We start from the raw sequence: 14,914 nt of genomic DNA on the forward strand, positions 1-14,914 counted from the left end.
TCATGGCACACGCCGGAAAATCAGCGACGTGTTGATGCCACCGAACGCGAAGTTGTTGCTCATGACATATTCGGCATCGATCGTGCGGCCGCTATCCACGATGTAGTCGAGCGGTGCGCAAGCCGGATCGACCTGCGTCAGGTTCAGAGTCGGCGCATACCAGCTGCGTTTCATCATCTCGATGGTCCACCACGCCTCCAGCGCACCGCACGCGCCCAGCGTGTGGCCGACGTAACTCTTCAGCGAACTGATCGGCATGCGTGCGCCGAAGGTCTGCGCGGTCGCGTGGCTTTCGGCTACATCGCCGCGATCCGTCGACGTACCATGCGCGTTGACGTAGGCAATGGCTTCGGCGGCGAGCTGCGCGTCGCGCAGTGCGAGCTGCATGGCGAAAGCCATGGTCTCGGCCGATGGCTGCGTCATGTGCGCGCCATCCGAATTGCAACCAAAGCCGACTATCTCCGCATGAATGTGCGCCCCGCGTGCGAGTGCGTGCTCATACTCTTCAAGGACTAAAGTGGCTGCGCCTTCACCGACCACGAGGCCGTCGCGTGCGACATCGAAGGGACGCGGCGTCAGATGCGGCTCTTCGTTGCGTGTGCTGGTTGCATAGAGCGTGTCGAACACAGCAACGGCCGGCCCGGACAGTTCTTCCGCCCCGCCCGCGAGCATCAACGTCTGCTTGCCGGCCGCGATCATCTCGTAGGCGTAACCAATTGCCTGACTACCCGATGCACACGCACAGGACGTCGGCACAATGCGGCCTTTCAGATCCCAGAACAGGCTCACGTTGACGGCCGTTGTGTGCGGCATCATCTGCACGTAGCTATTCGACGTTACATCGCTCATTGAACCGGTTTCAAGCATGGTGCCGAAAGCGCGAATCGGCTGAACCGATCCCGAGGACGATCCGTAGGCCACGCCCATGCGACCGTCCTTGATCGTCGGGTCGTCGACGAGACCCGCATCGGTCAGCGCCAGTTCGCTCGCGCGCACCGAATACAGGGAGACGGGTCCCATCGAACGGGTTTTCTTGCGCGGATAGTGCGCCGGCGCGGCGAAGTCGGGCAACGGGCAGGCGAGCCGCGTATGCAGCAGCTCGAAGTAGTCCCACTCGGGCATCCGGCGCACGGCGTTGCGACCGCTTTTCAGCTTGGCCTCGATCTCGTCCCAGGCGTTGCCAAACGCCGTAACGCCGCCCATGCCGGTAATGACCACGCGCTTCATCAAATCATCCCGCCATTGACACCGATCACCTGCCGCGTGACATACGAGGCCGCATCCGACATCAGGAAGCTCACCACGGACGCCACTTCGGCCGGTTGCCCGACGCGATTCATCGGCACCGTCTTCAACGCCTGTTCGAGCGGCACACTGTCAAGCATGCCGGTGTCGATCAGTCCAGGCGCCACGCAGTTGACGGTGATGTTGCGCGTTGCCAGTTCGACGGCGAGCGCCTTCGTGGCGCCGATCAATCCGGCCTTCGCCGCGCTGTAGTTGACCTGGCCACGATTGCCCATTACGCCTGAGACGGAGGCGATCGTGACGATACGCCCGCCATGCCGCGCGCGCACGAGCGGCATGGTCAGCGGATGTACAACGTTATAAAAAGAGTCGAGGCCGGTTTCGATCACGATGTCCCAGTCCTCTTCGGTCAGTGCCGGAAACGCCGCGTCGCGCGTCACGCCCGCGCAGCAGACGATGCCGTAATACGCGCCGTACGCCGCCACGTCCGCTTCCAGGACCTCTCGGCACGCGGCACGGTCGCGTACATCGAATTGCAGCACCCGCGCCGTGCCACCCTGCGCGGCAATGCCCGTCGCGACAGCTTCGGCTTCACTGCGGCCGCTGCGGCAATGCACGGAGACCGTGAAGCCGTCGGCCGCGAGTTGATACGCGATCGCGCGGCCGATGCCGCGGCTCGCGCCCGTTACAAGAACACGCCGGCTCATGATCCCAAACTCCCTTCGATGAACGACTGAAAATCAGCCGGTTGATACACTTTGATGACCGCCTCGGCGCAGCACACGCTGTCGTGATGGATCACGCATTCGTAGGCGCCGTGGCCTTGGCCGTCGTCGCCACGCAGCAGTTCTTTCGCTTCGATGCGCAGTTGGGCGTCGCGTGCAAACGCCGGGATATGCGCTTCGTACCGGCGCGAGCCGAGCAGTACGCCGGGACGTGCCTTGCCGCCCGCGCGCATCGCGAGCAAACCGACGTGCGCGGCAATCGCCTGCGCCATCAGTTCGATGCCGATCCACGCCGGCATCGCACCATCGGCATTGGCGTACCACGCATCGGCACGCACGCTTGCGCAGGCTTTCAGCGTTTCGTCGGTGCAGTCAATAATCCGGTCGAGCAGCAGCATCGTGCCCCGGTGCGGCAAGATCGTTTCGATGGGGCCAAAGCCGCTGTCGGTCGTAAGGGTCGTCATGGTCATCACCGGCCGAGAATCAAACTGACGTTGCTGCCGCCGAACGCAAACGAATTGCTCATCACGTACTGCGTGCCCGTCATACCCGTCGCGCGCGGCAGATAACGCTCGCTCTCTACAAGGTCGAGCCGCGGCAAGGCCGGGTCCGCCTCGCCATCCCACAGGTGACGGGGCAATGCGACGCCGTCGCGTGCAAGCGTAAGCCACGCGAACCCCAGCTCAGTCGCGCCCGCTGCGCCGAGTTGATGCCCGGTCAACGGCTTGGTGCCGCTCGCCGCGACGCCGTCCTCGAATACCCGCGCCATCAGATGCGCTTCCATGTCGTCGTTCTTGCGCGTCGCGGTTGCATGGAGGTTCACATAGGCGATATCAGCCGGTGCAAGACCCGCGTCCGCCAGTGCGGCACGCAATGCGATTTCACCGCCCGCGCCGTGTGGATCGGGGGCGGAGATATGATGCGCATCGCTCGATTCGCCCACGCCGGCGAGCACCACAGGACCTTCGTCGCGGCTCATCAGGAACACGGCCGCGCCCTCGCCGACGTTGATCCCGCAGCGATTGCGGCTCATCGGATTGCAGCGGACCACGCTGGTCGATTCGAGCGACGCAAAACCCTGCACGGTCAACTCGCACAATGAATCGACCCCGCCGACCACGACCGCATCGCACAACTGCAATTGCAGCAGCCTGCGCGCCGAGACAAACGCCTTCGCGCTGGACGTACACGCGGTCGAGATCGTGAATGCGGGGCCGTGGATGTCGAGTGCAGCGGCGGCAAACGGCGCCACCGTGCCGATCTCCACCTGCCGGTAGTCGAAGCTCACCGGCAACTTGCCCGCTTGTGCCTGGTAGACGAACGCAGCCTCGGCCGCTTCGATGCCCGACGTGCTCGTGCCAAGCACCACGCCGATCCGATGTGCGCCGTAACGCTCGCGGGCGGCCCCCACAGCCGGCGCGATCTGCGCGAGCGCCGCGAGTAGCAGCCGGTTGTTGCGGCAGTCGTAACGCGCAAGCGATTCCGGAGGCGCGAGATTGAGCGGCACAGTCACGCTGCCGACAAACGCATCGCCGATACCGGTATGGATCGTCCCCATGCCGGGTGCGACACCGGCAGCGAGCGCCGGCACGATCGAGTCGACATCACCGCCGAGCGCGTTGATCAACCCCAGCGCATGCAGATAAACACATGGCCCGTTCATGCGGCCCTCCTTTGTTCCGATGGCATGCCGACCGGCGCAAGCAGCACCGATACCGCTATACCGAGCGCAAGCGTCGCGCCGAAACTTTTCAGCGCGGGCATCGCGCTCATGGCGAGCAGACCGAAGGAAAGCAAGGTCGTTGCCGCCGATAACAGCACGCCCGTCCACACAGCGCCAAGATCCGCGTCCGCGCGCGCGGCGCCTTCGCGCAGGAACACCGCATAGTTTGCGCCCACGCCGAGCACCAGCATCAATGCGAGCCAGTTGAACAGGTTTAGCGGCACGCCTGCATAACCAAATACTGCGAGCGTCACGCCGACTGCCAGCAAAACAGGCAACGTGACGACGATGCCGCCGAGCGGCCGGTAGCGCGCCATCATCAGCAAGAGCACGAGCAGCAGCGCGCCCGCGAGCCAGATGCCGCTGTCGACACGATATGCGCCGAACAACGTCGAGACGCTCGCGGCTTTATCGACGAAGCTTACGCCTGGCAGCGTGTGCGCGGTGGCGATCAGCGCAGGTTCGTTCGCCGATGTAACGCCCTGCGGGATCACGACGGCGGCATAGCCCGCAATGTCAACTTTACCGAGCCACAAGTGACGGAAAGGCTGCGACCACGGCGCTGCAAGCCAGCCATCCACCGTTAGCACCGCGTGGCCCGACTTCGCGTAGGCCGCAAGCCACGCATGGGCCACTGCATCGCGGAAACCGGCTTGAACGAGCGTCGCGCGCAACGCGGCCGGATCGTTGAATACGCGTTGGCTCAGCAGCGTATGGTCCTCGCCCTGCCGCTTCACCGACGGTACGAACGACGTCACTGATTGCCAGCTACTCAGCCTCGCTGCGCCCGTTAAACCGTCGAGCTTCGTGCCCAGCGCTTCAGCGCGCTCCAACACGAGTTCGGGCGTCTCACCGCGCACGACGAAAAACTGCGTGCTGTTATCGACACCCACCGCGTCGCGCACCTTCTGCTCTTGCGCCATAAGCACAGGGTCACGTTCGATCAGCAGATGGATGTCGTCGTCGCTTGCGAGCCGCAGCCAGCCGGGCACTGCGACGATCAGCAGAAGAGCCGCGACGCCCCACGCGCGCCGCCCGCCGATCAGCGCACGCCATGCACCAAGCAGACGCGCCGCGCCAGCGAATACGCGTTGCGGACTGCGCTTGGGCGCTCGAACCAGCAGTGCCGGCAACAGCCACAACACCGACGCGAACGCGGTACAGATCCCCACGATTGCAAAACACGCAATCTGCTTGAGCGCGGGGAACGGCACCCATGTGAGGATGGTGTAGCCCAGCAAACTTGTCGTCAATGCAACCATCAGTGCCGGCCGCACGGCACGCACGCCGCGCTGTGCATCCCAGTCACGTCCTGCGCCGAGATAGACCACAAAATACTGGATCGAATAGTCGACTGCCTCGCCGATCAGACTCGCGCCGAACACGAGCGTCAGCAGATGCAACTTGCCGAATATCAGCATGGTGGCAGCGAGCGCGCAGACAATACCGAGCGCCGTCGAAACGAACCCGAGCAGGATCAGCCGGGGCGAACGGAACACCAATAACATCAGCAGCGCAATCCCGCAGACCGACGCGACGCCGATCCGATGTACCTCACGCTCCGATGCGGCACGCGCCGCTTCGGCGTAGAAAACAGCGCCGGTGCGGGCCAGGGTTACATCGGGGAAATCGTGCCTGAGTGCGCCTTCACTGCTCGCCACGGCTTCGTGGACCGCATGCTGGACCTTCGATTCATACGCCGAGCCCGGCAACGTCGCCATCACGAGAACGCTGGTCGCGTTCCCTCGATGCGCCACCAGCATCCCGTCTTCAATCTCCAGGTTCGACATCGCAAGCGGCAAGTTCGCAAGCCAGTGTTCGAGCCAGCCGAACGGGTCGTCGGCGAGCTGGGTCGCGAGGCCGCTACGCAGCGGGCTGTAGAGGCGTCGCGCGAGTGTGTCGTGCAGAGACGTAGTGCCGTCCGTGAGCGCCGCGCGATCGGCCGGTGCAAGCAAGCCGAATCGATACGGCATGTAGAGGCCGGCAATCTTCGATACGTCGAACGGTGGCAACTCTGCTGTCACCGACCCGAATGCGCCGCTTGCCGACAACGTCGAGCCAAGCTGTTTCGCCGCAGCTTTCGCGTGTGCTGCGTCGTTGCTGGTGACGAGAAAAACAGTGCGGTCACCGAGCGCGGTGGCCAAGGTATCGACGGCTTTTTCAGCGACTGGGTCAGCCTCCGTCGCGGGCAATAACGCAAGCAGGTTCGTCTGCAGTGGAGAAGGCCCGGCGAAGCGCCACACGCAATAAAGCGCTGCGACAAGCGCGAGCAGCAGCCATGCGGCGCGTGTGCCCCACACCGGTTTTGCGGCTCGTGATTGCGGCACCTGCATTAGGGCGCTCCGAAAAACGTGCGCTCAGCCGGGGCCAACTCACTCACGGCCGCGCTGTTCGCAAAGTCGATGCGCGTAACATCGCCATTCGCAAGCGTGATGCGCAACGCCTGCAAATAGTCGCCGCCGCTCATCTCCAGGCCCTTGATCGACTGGGCGAGCTGCGGCTGGTTCGGCGTCAGTTGCATACGCCACTGCGCGGGCGTGCCGTGCGCGTGCACGTCGAATTGTGCGTAGAGCGCCGAGAGATCGCCACCCAGCATTGCGCGCATCATCCGTGAAACTTGCGCCACGCCGCGCACGCCGTTGCCGCTATTCGTGTTCGTCCGCTGGCCGCTGGCGTTCACTTCGCTCACGCCGGTATCGGTGATAACGTAGGTCGCTTTGTACGGTGTATCGATCTGCCAGATCACGCCGCGCTCGCGGAAAAAAACCAGCGAGCCGGTGCTGACGAGCGGCTGTTTCATCGCGGAAAGCGTTTGGGTTTGCGTGAACTGCGCGCGAACGCCCTTCGCTTGCGCGAGATGCGCCGCTATCTGCGAAACGAGGCCCGCATCATTCGCCGATGCGGCCGGCACCGCCGGCGAGAATGCGATAAACGCAGCCGCTATGACACCTATGACACTGCGCAACTTCAACGTGGCCATGCGCGCTCCAGCTTCTCGAACACCACCGGCGGTGACACGAATTGCAGTTCCTGCGTCGCGGCGTCGATAGCAACCTGGATCGTGTAACCCTTCGTCAGCCGCTCGCCGGAGGCGGCATCGACGATCTCATAGCCAATCTTCAGGCGATTTTCATACTCCAGCAATTGCGCTCGGACTTCAATCTGCTGCCCATAGGTCGCTGGACGCACGTACTTGAGATGCGCTTCGACGATGGGCCAGAGATACCCCGACGCCTGCATCTCGCGATAGTCGTAGTCAAACACGCGCAGCAACGCGGCCCGGCCGATCTCGAAGTACTTCAAGTAGTGGCCATGCCAGCAGACGTTCATGGCGTCGACGTCGTGGAACGGCACTTCGACTGCCGCGCTCGCCGTCAGGATCTTGGGTGCCTCAGCTTCAGTCATGCTGCCCTTCTCCACGATAACCGCTCACCAGCTCGCACGCCGCGATCCGTGCAGTCAACGCGCGCAGGTCGCTTTCGAGCGCGCGGTCTTCATCGACGAACGGCGATGCTGCCGTCACGCTTTCCATGAACGCGTGCAACGGCGCGGGGATGGGTGTCGTATTGTTGAAACGTTGGCGCAAACGCGCAGCCTGTACGGCGGCGAGCGTATGTGCCGCGGCAACCTGCTCGGTCAACTCCAGGATACGCAGGCAATCGCGTGCGGCGATCGTGCCCATGCTTACCTTGTCCTGGTTGTGCGCTTCGGTGGAACGAGAAAATACGCTGGCGGGCATGGTCAGCTTGAGCGCTTCAGCCGTCCACGCCGACGACGATATCTGCACGGCCTTGAAGCCATGATTGATCGATGCGCGCTCCGGCGCCGCGCCCGACAAACTGCGCGGCAGGCCGTTGTTGAATTTATCGTCGACCAGCAGCGCCAGTTGGCGATCCATCAGGTCGGCCAGATTCGCGACGGCGACTTTCAACGAGTCCATCGCGAACGCAATGTGGCCGCCGTAGAAGTTGCCGCCATGCAGCACGCGTTCACCGTCAGGATCGATCAGCGGATTGTCGTTCGCGCTGTTCAGTTCGTTTTCAACGTCCCGACGCACCCATGACAGCGCATCGCGCGCAACGCCGATCACATGCGGCGCGCAACGGATTGAGTAGCGGTCTTGCAGACGATGCCCCGGCGTGTCCTCGCGCCCGGCGAGATCCTCGCGAATCCATGCCGCGGCTTCGGCCTGGCCGGCGTGGGGTTTTACTTCGAAGAGCATCGGGTCGAAATGCGCAGCGCGGCCGTCGAGCGCAACGGTCGACAGCGCGGTCAGGCGTGCGGCGATTCGCGTCAAATGACTGGCTCGGGCGAACGCGAGGCACGCCAGCCCCGTCATGACCGCCGTACCGTTCATCAGCGCGAGCCCTTCCTTCGGCGCGAGCGTAAGCGGCATGTGGCCCAGCTCGGCCCAGACGCCGCGAGCATCGCGTAACTCACCGCCGAACTGCACGTCGCGTTCGCCAACTAGCGCCGCTGCCACGTAGGACAACGGCGTCAGGTCACCGCTCGCCCCCACCGATCCCTCCGATGGAATCCTGGGCAGCACACGATGATTGATCAGGTCGGCGAGCCGTTCGAGCAGCACGGTCCGCACGCCGGAAAATCCATACGCGAGCGAATTGAGCCGCGCGGCGATGACCGCGAGGGTCTGCGCGTCGTCGAGATGCTGGCCCATGCCGCAGCCGTGATATCTCAGCAGTTGCAGGGGCAGGACTTCGACGAGTTCCATCGGCACATCGACCACGCACGAGTCGCCGTAACCGGTGTTGACGCCATAGACGGTTGCGCCCTGGGCCAAATGCCGGCGCAAGAATTCGGCGCCGCGTTCGATGCGTGCCCGCCACGCCGGATCGGCGCTCAACGCAACCGGCGTTCGCCGCTGCGCAATCGAAACGACTTCTTCGATAGTCAACCGCCGGGCGCCGATGACGATCGCTTCGCCGGCTATAACCGCTACGTCGCGTACGTTGGGACTCAGATCATGTTCGGCCATTCGCGCCTCCATTGCCATTGGGACGCGCCCAGAAATCGAAAAAGTTGAACCATTGATAAGGCGCTTTGCGGCAATAGTGTTCGAGACGCGCCGCGTAACGTTGCGCCCACGCCGCGAGATGCTGTGCACGCTCACGGCGCGGCAGCTCGATGCGCTCCGCGAACGGCTCGAAATAGAGCCGGTAACCTTGCGCTTCCTTGAGGCAGAAAAACAGGTACACGGGGCAACCCAGCGCATGGGCGAGCACATAAGGCCCTTGCGCGAAGGGCGCCGTCGAACCCAAGAACTGCGCTTCGGTCGTACGGCCCGAATCATGCGCCGGCACGCGGTCGCCGACGATCACCAGCAACTCGCCCGCATCCACGCGATCCTGCATCATCATCGCGGTCTCGGGGCCAAAGTCGCTGACCTCGACAAGACGCTGCGCGAACTCGCTATTCGCCGATGCCAGCACGCTGTTGAACCGGCGCGCGTGCTCGGTATAGACAACAGCGGTGACCTTCGCGTGCGCCCCGCGCGTGGCAAGCGCCCGGGTCATCTCGAGATTGCCGAGATGAGCGCCAATCACAAGTGCGCCACGCCCGCTCGCGCTCAACGCTTCGAACGCGGCCGGATCGTCGAACTTCACGTCATCTATGTTGACGCGGCCCGACCATGCGGCAAGTTTATCGAAGCCGGATTGCGCGAATGCGAGCATGTGCTTATACGCGGAGAACCATCCCGGCCGAGGCGTCCCGTCTTGCGGTGAGGCCTGTTGAAGATGCATGAAATAGCTGCGCGATGCAGCCCGGGCACTGCGCCCTGTCAGCAAGAAATATGCGACGATCGGATGCAGCCACAGCGCCGTGAAGCGCGTGCCGAAGACACGGCAGCTCAGCGCAAGCAAGGACATGCCGAGATGGCTGCCGCGTTCCGCGAGTTGCCACCAGTGCTGATCGTTTTCATTCGCCGATGTGGCCGAAGCTCGCGGCATCAGCTTGTGTGCAAGCAACATCGGCAGGCGCAATAGCATGCCCGCCACGAGCCGCGTATGAGTACGGCTGATACGCACGTTGTCCCACAGCACGTCGAAGTGCGAAACGCCGTCGCTCGCGTACGTGACGCGCGTCGGGATCGAACGGAACGCTATCCTGCGCCAGTACAAACGCACCAAGATCTCGATGTCGAAATCCATTCGCGTCGGCAACCTGACGTCATCGATCAACGCGCAGACCACGTCGAGCGGATACAGGCGAAAACCGCACATCGAGTCGCGGATCGTGAACGAGAGCGTTTCGATCCACACCCACACATGCGTCAGATAACGGCCGTAGAGACGCGACTTCGGCACGGATTCGTCGTAGACGGGACGACCGAGAATCACCGCGCCCGGCTCCGCACGCGCCGCTTCGATGAAGCGCGGCACATCGGCGGAGTCATGCTGCCCGTCGGCGTCGATCTGCAAGCCATGCGTGAAACCGGCCTCAAGCGCAGCCTTCAGGCCCGCCATCACCGCCGCGCCCTTGCCGCCGTTGACCGGCAAACGGATCAGCGTAATCTTGTCCGCGTACTGTTGGCGAAGTGCGGCGAGTACGTGCTGGGTGGCTTCGTCGCTACCGTCATCGACGATAAAAAGCGGCAACTCGTGCACACTGAGATTCGCGACGGTCGCGCCTATAGCGTCCTTGTGGTTGTAGATCGGGATGATAATGCACGGCGCGAAGCTCATGCGATCCCCCGATAAACAAAAACACCCGACGCGCAATCCCGGCCGCCCAGCCGATACGCGAATTGCACACGCTGCCGCGATGCATCATGCGTCAACGTGAGATCGAGCAGTGCGCCCGGCGGCACCGGCGCCTTGAACTTCAACTGATCGATCGATGCCAGCGCGCGGACGCCCGGCACGTGGTCAACAGCCAATCGCATCGCCCAGTCGACCTGTACGACACCCGGCAGGATCGGCAAGCCGGGGAAGTGACCGGCGAAATGCACGAGCGTCGGCGGCACGCGAAGTTCGTAGTGCAACGCCTTCTCGCTGCGGGCTTCGGAGAGCACTTCGAGACCGTCCGCACGCGCGTCGAATGCTGCGGCAACAGCGGCCGCCGGCAACTTGCCGCGGGCATCGAAGGGAAGCGCGAAACGGAAGCGCCAGAAACGCGGCAGCACGACGATATCGAAATACGCCGCAAGGTGGCGGCGCAAGATTTTCGCGAGCGCCACGCGCCCTCGTTCCAGCAACGCCTCGCTGCCGGCTTCGGTGAGCGCCACCACCGCGCCGACACGCTCGCGCGACATCCCTTCAAGCGACACCGCCGCCGCTTGCGCCACATACGGATGCAATGCGAGCCGTGCTTCGAGTTCCGGCAAGGACACGCGCTTGCCGTCCAGCTTGATCACGCGGTCGAGGCGGCCTTGCAGCCGGAAACGGCCATCAGGGTCGAACGCGATGATGTCATCGGTACGATGCCAGTCGTCGTGGCCCAGATGCGGCGAGCGCAGATTAAGCGCACCGTCGTCGCCGCGAAGAACCTCGATGCCGGTCAACGCCTGCCAGGCATCCGTTTGATCCTGCCGGCGCCACGCAATACCGCCCGTCTCCGTGCTGCCGTAGATCTCGACCGGCGCAGCACCGAAGACCTCGGCATATTTGCTGGCTGCGTCTGCCGCAAGCGGACCGCCCGACGAAAAGAACACGCGCGGCACGGGACTCAGGCTTGCGAAACCATCGAGTTCAGGCCAGCGCGAAAGTTGCGCGGGCGTAGACACCACGACCGCTCCCACGCGCCCGCATTGTGCGATCCGCGCCTGCAATTGTCGTGGCTCGATGCTGATCGCACGGTCGAATGCGCGCCCGGCTGCGAGCGGCCAGAACACGCGAAACAGCAGCCCGTAGATGTGATGATGCGGGACGCTGCCGAGCACCGTTGCGTCGCCGGCAAGCTCGCCCCACTGCTTCTCGAGCGTCTGGACTTCGGCGTTGAATTGCGCGAGCGTCTTGCGGATCGGCTTGGGTGTGCCGCTGCTGCCGGAGGTGTACAGCGTGAGTGGCGCGTGAGGATCGATCAATGCCGGCGACGCGGCGTACTCCGAACGTGAGACCAGCGAAGGCATGTCGGCATCGGTCAGCGCAACATCGTAAGCATCGGAGAGATCGGCCAGATAACCGGGCGCTGCATGCGCGGGAATCACCGGCTCCTTGCCGCAAGCGAATAACGCAAACAGCGCGCAGGCGAAGTCGAATGGATCGTCGATACACAACGCATAACGTCGCGCCGGCTGTTCGCTCAAACACGCGGCGATGGCCAGCACTCGCGCACGGAACCCAGCGAAATCGAGCATGTCGGCACCGTCGCGGCACACCGGCGTGCCGGCATCGCGCTTGCCGAGCAGCAATACATCGTGCAACGCGATCATGCGGCCTCCGACCGCGCGGCTCGCGGCAGCACGGCCAGATAGCGCCACACGATCTCGCCGGCCAGCAACACGCCGACCAGGCCATACGCGATCGCGCCGTTGTACAGCGACCACGCGGCGCACGTCCAGTACAACGCGGTATACGCGGAAAACGCGCCGTTCAGCGCGAAGAACACACACCAGACCTGAGTCACGCGGCGCGTGTACCGCACCGCATGCTCACCGAGTTCTGGATTGCCCATACGCGCGAATTTTTCGATCATCGTTTGCCCGCGCACAAGCGTCGAGCCGAACGCGACCAGCAGGCCAAGGTTCACGAGCGAGGGATATAGATGCAGCAGCAATTCACTGCCGGACAACACGATCGCCGCCGATGCGCAGCTCAGAAGGCCGGCTACGCACCAGTCCGTCGCGGTAAGCTGGCGCAGCGACGTGGCGAACGTGCCCGTCCCTGCCCAGCGCTGCAGCCACAGCAACGCGAACAGTGCAGCGCCGATATAACGCGGCGAATCCCAGCGCCACGCGCACAAGATCATGATCGGGTAAGCAAGCTTCAAGGCGACTTGCAGAACAGCCCGCATCCAGCCAAGAGGCTTGGCGCCCAAGGCCACGGCCTCGCCCGCCGCCGGTTCATCCGCCGCGGTATCCTGCATGCTGGAACGTGAATGCTCCGCTTGCATCACCCCTGTTCCGCCAGCAGCGACTCCACGGCGCCGATCACATCGCCGACCGTGCGCACCGACTTGAACTCTTCCGGCTTGATGCGCCGGCCAGTCATTTCCTGCAGCTTGATCGCGAGATCGACGGCGTCGATGCTATCGAGGTCGAGGTCCTCGTACAGATGCGCTTGCGGCGTCACGCGATCGGGCTCGATCGCGAAGTTCTCTTTGAAGATGGCGCGGATGCGCTCAAGGATCTCTGTCTCGGTCACGATTTACTCCCCTTTTCCCCGGTGTCGTTCGCGATGCTCAACCCGCCTTGCTGGCTGGCGACAAGCGCCGCAAGGGTGCTGATCGAACGGAAGTGCTCCCGCGTGCGTTCGTCGTTCGCCGCGATAGTCAATTGATAGTGTTTGCGCAGCACGATGCCGATCTCGAGCGCGTCGATCGAATCGAGCCCGATGCCATCGGTTTCGAAGAGCGGCGCATCGTCGTCGATGTCGGCAGGCGTCAGGTCTTCCAGATCGAGTGCATCGATCAGAAGCTGCTTAATTTCAAGTTTCAAAGAATCCATAGTCGAACAGGCGCTGGTTAATGTGTGCCTCAATAGCGCTGGTCAAGGTGCGCGCGGCAAGGGCCGGGGAAGAAGAATCGTGAGCCTCGAGTTGATCGGCCGCGACGGGATCGAGCACGTTCACGCGGATGCGAAACGCCCGCGATGGCACGTGATACCAGCGCATCTGTTTCGTGAAGGCCGGCGGGTCGCAATCCATGAGCACCGGCAGGATCGGCGTGCCCGCCTTGAGGGCGATGTGCGCGAAACCGCGCGAGAATGCGTGCAGCCGGTTCGGCGCGGGACTGCGCGTGCCTTCCGGGAAGATGATCATGGTATAGCCCGCTGCAATCTGGCGCGCGCTGGCTTCCACGAGTTCGATCGGGTCGACGTTGCTGACGTATTCGGCGGCCCGCACGATGCCCCAGAAACACGGATTACCCCAGTGGGCGTTCTTGACCACGCAGCACGCGGAAGGCGTGAGCGCGAGCAGCACCACCACGTCCAGGTAAGTTGGATGATTAGCGACGACAATCACGGGCCCGCTCGCACGTAGCGCGGCCGCGCCCTTCACTTCCAGTTCCATTACGCCGATCCACTGCAAAACGGCGACGAGTGCACGGAAGAACCAATGGATGATCGTCGTCACCGCACGCTGACGCGACGCACGATGCGGCCACAGCCATGCGAGCGGAAACACCAGCACCGAGAACAATAGCCCGCAGACGCCGAACACGACGAAGCTCATGCCCGTGGCGACCAGCCGCCAGCCGTAGTTAAGTCGTGCTTTCATGCCAGCTCCATTGCCAGGTGGTGCCGGCGTTTTGCCATGCGGCGGGCGTCTGCGTGTCAAGACAGCGTTGGACCGCTTCGCTCTGCGTACGGAAGTTGTCATGCGCGGGAGCCGGAGCCAATGTCGGCGCCGGAGTGTCGGAGCGGCCCTCTGTACGCGATATCGTGCATGCAAGACGTCCTGCCGCCGCGCGGGCGTCGAGCAGGATCGCGAGCGCTCCGCCCTGCACTTCGTCTTCAATCGTGCCGTACGCGGCATCGGCCTGCTCGTCCGCATACACCACGAGCACGGGGGACGAAGGGTCCGCCGCGAACTGCGCATGAGCTTCGAGCAACGCATAACCGAGCGTTTCCGCGCCCGCGGAAATCGCGCTGGCGGGCGAACGGTCGCCCCGGGCGATGCCGAATATGCCGGTCATTGCGTTGAGCACGGACAGGCTGAATGCGGTCGGAGACACCGGCTCGCCCGCGCTGATGGCGCGAAGGATGTCCGTGGTGCGCCTTAGTTCGCCGTGCCGGGACGCGAATACAACTCGCACGTGATCGCGCTCGGCCACGCAGTCATGGGCGACCTTGAGGGCGATACGGGACAGGCTGCTCAGACGACGGCGGACGATCGGCTCGATGAAGTTGATATCGGCGGCGACAGCGGCAGCAGTGGCAGACCATCGTGCAACGGGCATGGTCCAGCGCAGATCGTGCATACGATGTTTACGAATTGAAAGGCACCAGCACTTCATGAGGACCCGCCGGCGCGGGCAACACATGAATGGGCCCGCTCTGGCCGGATGATTTTAATCGGCTATCGGGAGATGTCCGGCGGGT

General features: G+C 63.6%; 15 protein-coding genes. All 15 read right to left on the reverse strand.

Going from position 1 to position 14,914, the window contains the following annotated elements:
* From M0D69_RS17945 to M0D69_RS18015, 15 genes are read right to left on the reverse strand one after another with little or no spacing between them, the layout of a single operon-like run.
* Positions 1–1,227, reverse strand: a complete 1,227-nt coding sequence (locus M0D69_RS17945) for a beta-ketoacyl-ACP synthase (RefSeq protein WP_301783298.1) — start codon at positions 1,225–1,227, stop codon at positions 1–3.
* Positions 1,227–1,952 carry a 3-ketoacyl-ACP reductase FabG2 gene (locus M0D69_RS17950; RefSeq protein ID WP_301783299.1) on the reverse strand — a complete coding sequence of 242 codons (726 nt, stop codon included), beginning with the start codon at positions 1,950–1,952 and terminating at the stop codon, positions 1,227–1,229. Before M0D69_RS17950 ends, M0D69_RS17945 begins: the two co-directional genes overlap by 1 nt.
* Entirely contained in the window at positions 1,949–2,440 is a 492-nt protein-coding gene (locus M0D69_RS17955) for a hotdog family protein (protein ID WP_301783300.1), read from the reverse strand. Before M0D69_RS17955 ends, M0D69_RS17950 begins: the two co-directional genes overlap by 4 nt.
* A complete protein-coding gene (locus M0D69_RS17960; RefSeq protein ID WP_301783301.1) occupies positions 2,440–3,633 on the reverse strand; it encodes a beta-ketoacyl-[acyl-carrier-protein] synthase family protein in 1,194 nt (397 codons plus the stop codon). Before M0D69_RS17960 ends, M0D69_RS17955 begins: the two co-directional genes overlap by 1 nt.
* Positions 3,630–6,026 (reverse strand): MMPL family transporter, encoded by a 2,397-nt coding sequence (locus M0D69_RS17965; protein ID WP_301783302.1) that lies wholly within the window; start codon positions 6,024–6,026, stop codon positions 3,630–3,632. The genes M0D69_RS17960 and M0D69_RS17965 overlap by 4 nt, the downstream gene beginning before the upstream one ends.
* On the reverse strand, positions 6,026–6,673 hold the full coding sequence (locus M0D69_RS17970; RefSeq protein ID WP_301783303.1) for an outer membrane lipoprotein carrier protein LolA: 648 nt from the start codon (positions 6,671–6,673) through the stop codon (positions 6,026–6,028). Before M0D69_RS17970 ends, M0D69_RS17965 begins: the two co-directional genes overlap by 1 nt.
* A complete protein-coding gene (locus M0D69_RS17975) occupies positions 6,661–7,098 on the reverse strand; it encodes a thioesterase family protein (protein ID WP_301783304.1) in 438 nt (145 codons plus the stop codon). Before M0D69_RS17975 ends, M0D69_RS17970 begins: the two co-directional genes overlap by 13 nt.
* Positions 7,091–8,689 (reverse strand): histidine ammonia-lyase, encoded by a 1,599-nt coding sequence (gene hutH / locus M0D69_RS17980; RefSeq protein ID WP_301783305.1) that lies wholly within the window; start codon positions 8,687–8,689, stop codon positions 7,091–7,093. Before hutH ends, M0D69_RS17975 begins: the two co-directional genes overlap by 8 nt.
* Entirely contained in the window at positions 8,676–10,397 is a 1,722-nt protein-coding gene (locus M0D69_RS17985; protein WP_301783306.1) for a glycosyltransferase, read from the reverse strand. Before M0D69_RS17985 ends, hutH begins: the two co-directional genes overlap by 14 nt.
* The gene (locus M0D69_RS17990; RefSeq protein ID WP_301783307.1) at positions 10,394–12,085 is read right to left on the reverse strand and encodes an AMP-binding protein; all 1,692 of its coding nucleotides are present in this window, start codon (positions 12,083–12,085) and stop codon (positions 10,394–10,396) included. Before M0D69_RS17990 ends, M0D69_RS17985 begins: the two co-directional genes overlap by 4 nt.
* Positions 12,082–12,738, reverse strand: coding sequence for a hypothetical protein (locus tag M0D69_RS17995; RefSeq protein ID WP_301783308.1), 657 nt, complete (start codon positions 12,736–12,738; stop codon positions 12,082–12,084). The genes M0D69_RS17990 and M0D69_RS17995 overlap by 4 nt, the downstream gene beginning before the upstream one ends.
* Positions 12,739–12,764: 26 nt before the next feature.
* On the reverse strand, positions 12,765–13,016 hold the full coding sequence (locus tag M0D69_RS18000) for an acyl carrier protein (RefSeq protein WP_031359256.1): 252 nt from the start codon (positions 13,014–13,016) through the stop codon (positions 12,765–12,767).
* Positions 13,013–13,318 carry a phosphopantetheine-binding protein gene (locus M0D69_RS18005; protein ID WP_301783309.1) on the reverse strand — a complete coding sequence of 102 codons (306 nt, stop codon included), beginning with the start codon at positions 13,316–13,318 and terminating at the stop codon, positions 13,013–13,015. The genes M0D69_RS18000 and M0D69_RS18005 overlap by 4 nt, the downstream gene beginning before the upstream one ends.
* Complete coding sequence (locus tag M0D69_RS18010) at positions 13,299–14,090, reverse strand: 1-acyl-sn-glycerol-3-phosphate acyltransferase (protein WP_301783310.1); 792 nt, start codon at positions 14,088–14,090, stop codon at positions 13,299–13,301. Before M0D69_RS18010 ends, M0D69_RS18005 begins: the two co-directional genes overlap by 20 nt.
* Positions 14,074–14,793 carry a beta-ketoacyl synthase chain length factor gene (locus M0D69_RS18015; RefSeq protein WP_301783311.1) on the reverse strand — a complete coding sequence of 240 codons (720 nt, stop codon included), beginning with the start codon at positions 14,791–14,793 and terminating at the stop codon, positions 14,074–14,076. Before M0D69_RS18015 ends, M0D69_RS18010 begins: the two co-directional genes overlap by 17 nt.
* Between the last annotated feature and the right edge of the window lie 121 nt (positions 14,794–14,914).

Origin of the sequence: Caballeronia sp. SEWSISQ10-4 2, from assembly GCF_030464885.1 — a bacterium.
Classification (GTDB): domain Bacteria; phylum Pseudomonadota; class Gammaproteobacteria; order Burkholderiales; family Burkholderiaceae; genus Caballeronia.

Coding starts and splice junctions, on each gene's coding strand:
- M0D69_RS17945 (WP_301783298.1), bottom strand. CDS start 1,227: ATGAAGCGCGTGGTCATTACCGGCATGGGCGGCGTTACGGCGTTTGGC.
- M0D69_RS17950 (WP_301783299.1), bottom strand. CDS start 1,952: ATGAGCCGGCGTGTTCTTGTAACGGGCGCGAGCCGCGGCATCGGCCGC.
- M0D69_RS17955 (WP_301783300.1), bottom strand. CDS start 2,440: ATGACCATGACGACCCTTACGACCGACAGCGGCTTTGGCCCCATCGAA.
- M0D69_RS17960 (WP_301783301.1), bottom strand. CDS start 3,633: ATGAACGGGCCATGTGTTTATCTGCATGCGCTGGGGTTGATCAACGCG.
- M0D69_RS17965 (WP_301783302.1), bottom strand. CDS start 6,026: ATGCAGGTGCCGCAATCACGAGCCGCAAAACCGGTGTGGGGCACACGC.
- M0D69_RS17970 (WP_301783303.1), bottom strand. CDS start 6,673: ATGGCCACGTTGAAGTTGCGCAGTGTCATAGGTGTCATAGCGGCTGCG.
- M0D69_RS17975 (WP_301783304.1), bottom strand. CDS start 7,098: ATGACTGAAGCTGAGGCACCCAAGATCCTGACGGCGAGCGCGGCAGTC.
- hutH (WP_301783305.1), bottom strand. CDS start 8,689: ATGGCCGAACATGATCTGAGTCCCAACGTACGCGACGTAGCGGTTATA.
- M0D69_RS17985 (WP_301783306.1), bottom strand. CDS start 10,397: ATGAGCTTCGCGCCGTGCATTATCATCCCGATCTACAACCACAAGGAC.
- M0D69_RS17990 (WP_301783307.1), bottom strand. CDS start 12,085: ATGATCGCGTTGCACGATGTATTGCTGCTCGGCAAGCGCGATGCCGGC.
- M0D69_RS17995 (WP_301783308.1), bottom strand. CDS start 12,738: ATGCAGGATACCGCGGCGGATGAACCGGCGGCGGGCGAGGCCGTGGCC.
- M0D69_RS18005 (WP_301783309.1), bottom strand. CDS start 13,318: ATGGATTCTTTGAAACTTGAAATTAAGCAGCTTCTGATCGATGCACTC.
- M0D69_RS18010 (WP_301783310.1), bottom strand. CDS start 14,090: ATGAAAGCACGACTTAACTACGGCTGGCGGCTGGTCGCCACGGGCATG.
- M0D69_RS18015 (WP_301783311.1), bottom strand. CDS start 14,793: ATGCACGATCTGCGCTGGACCATGCCCGTTGCACGATGGTCTGCCACT.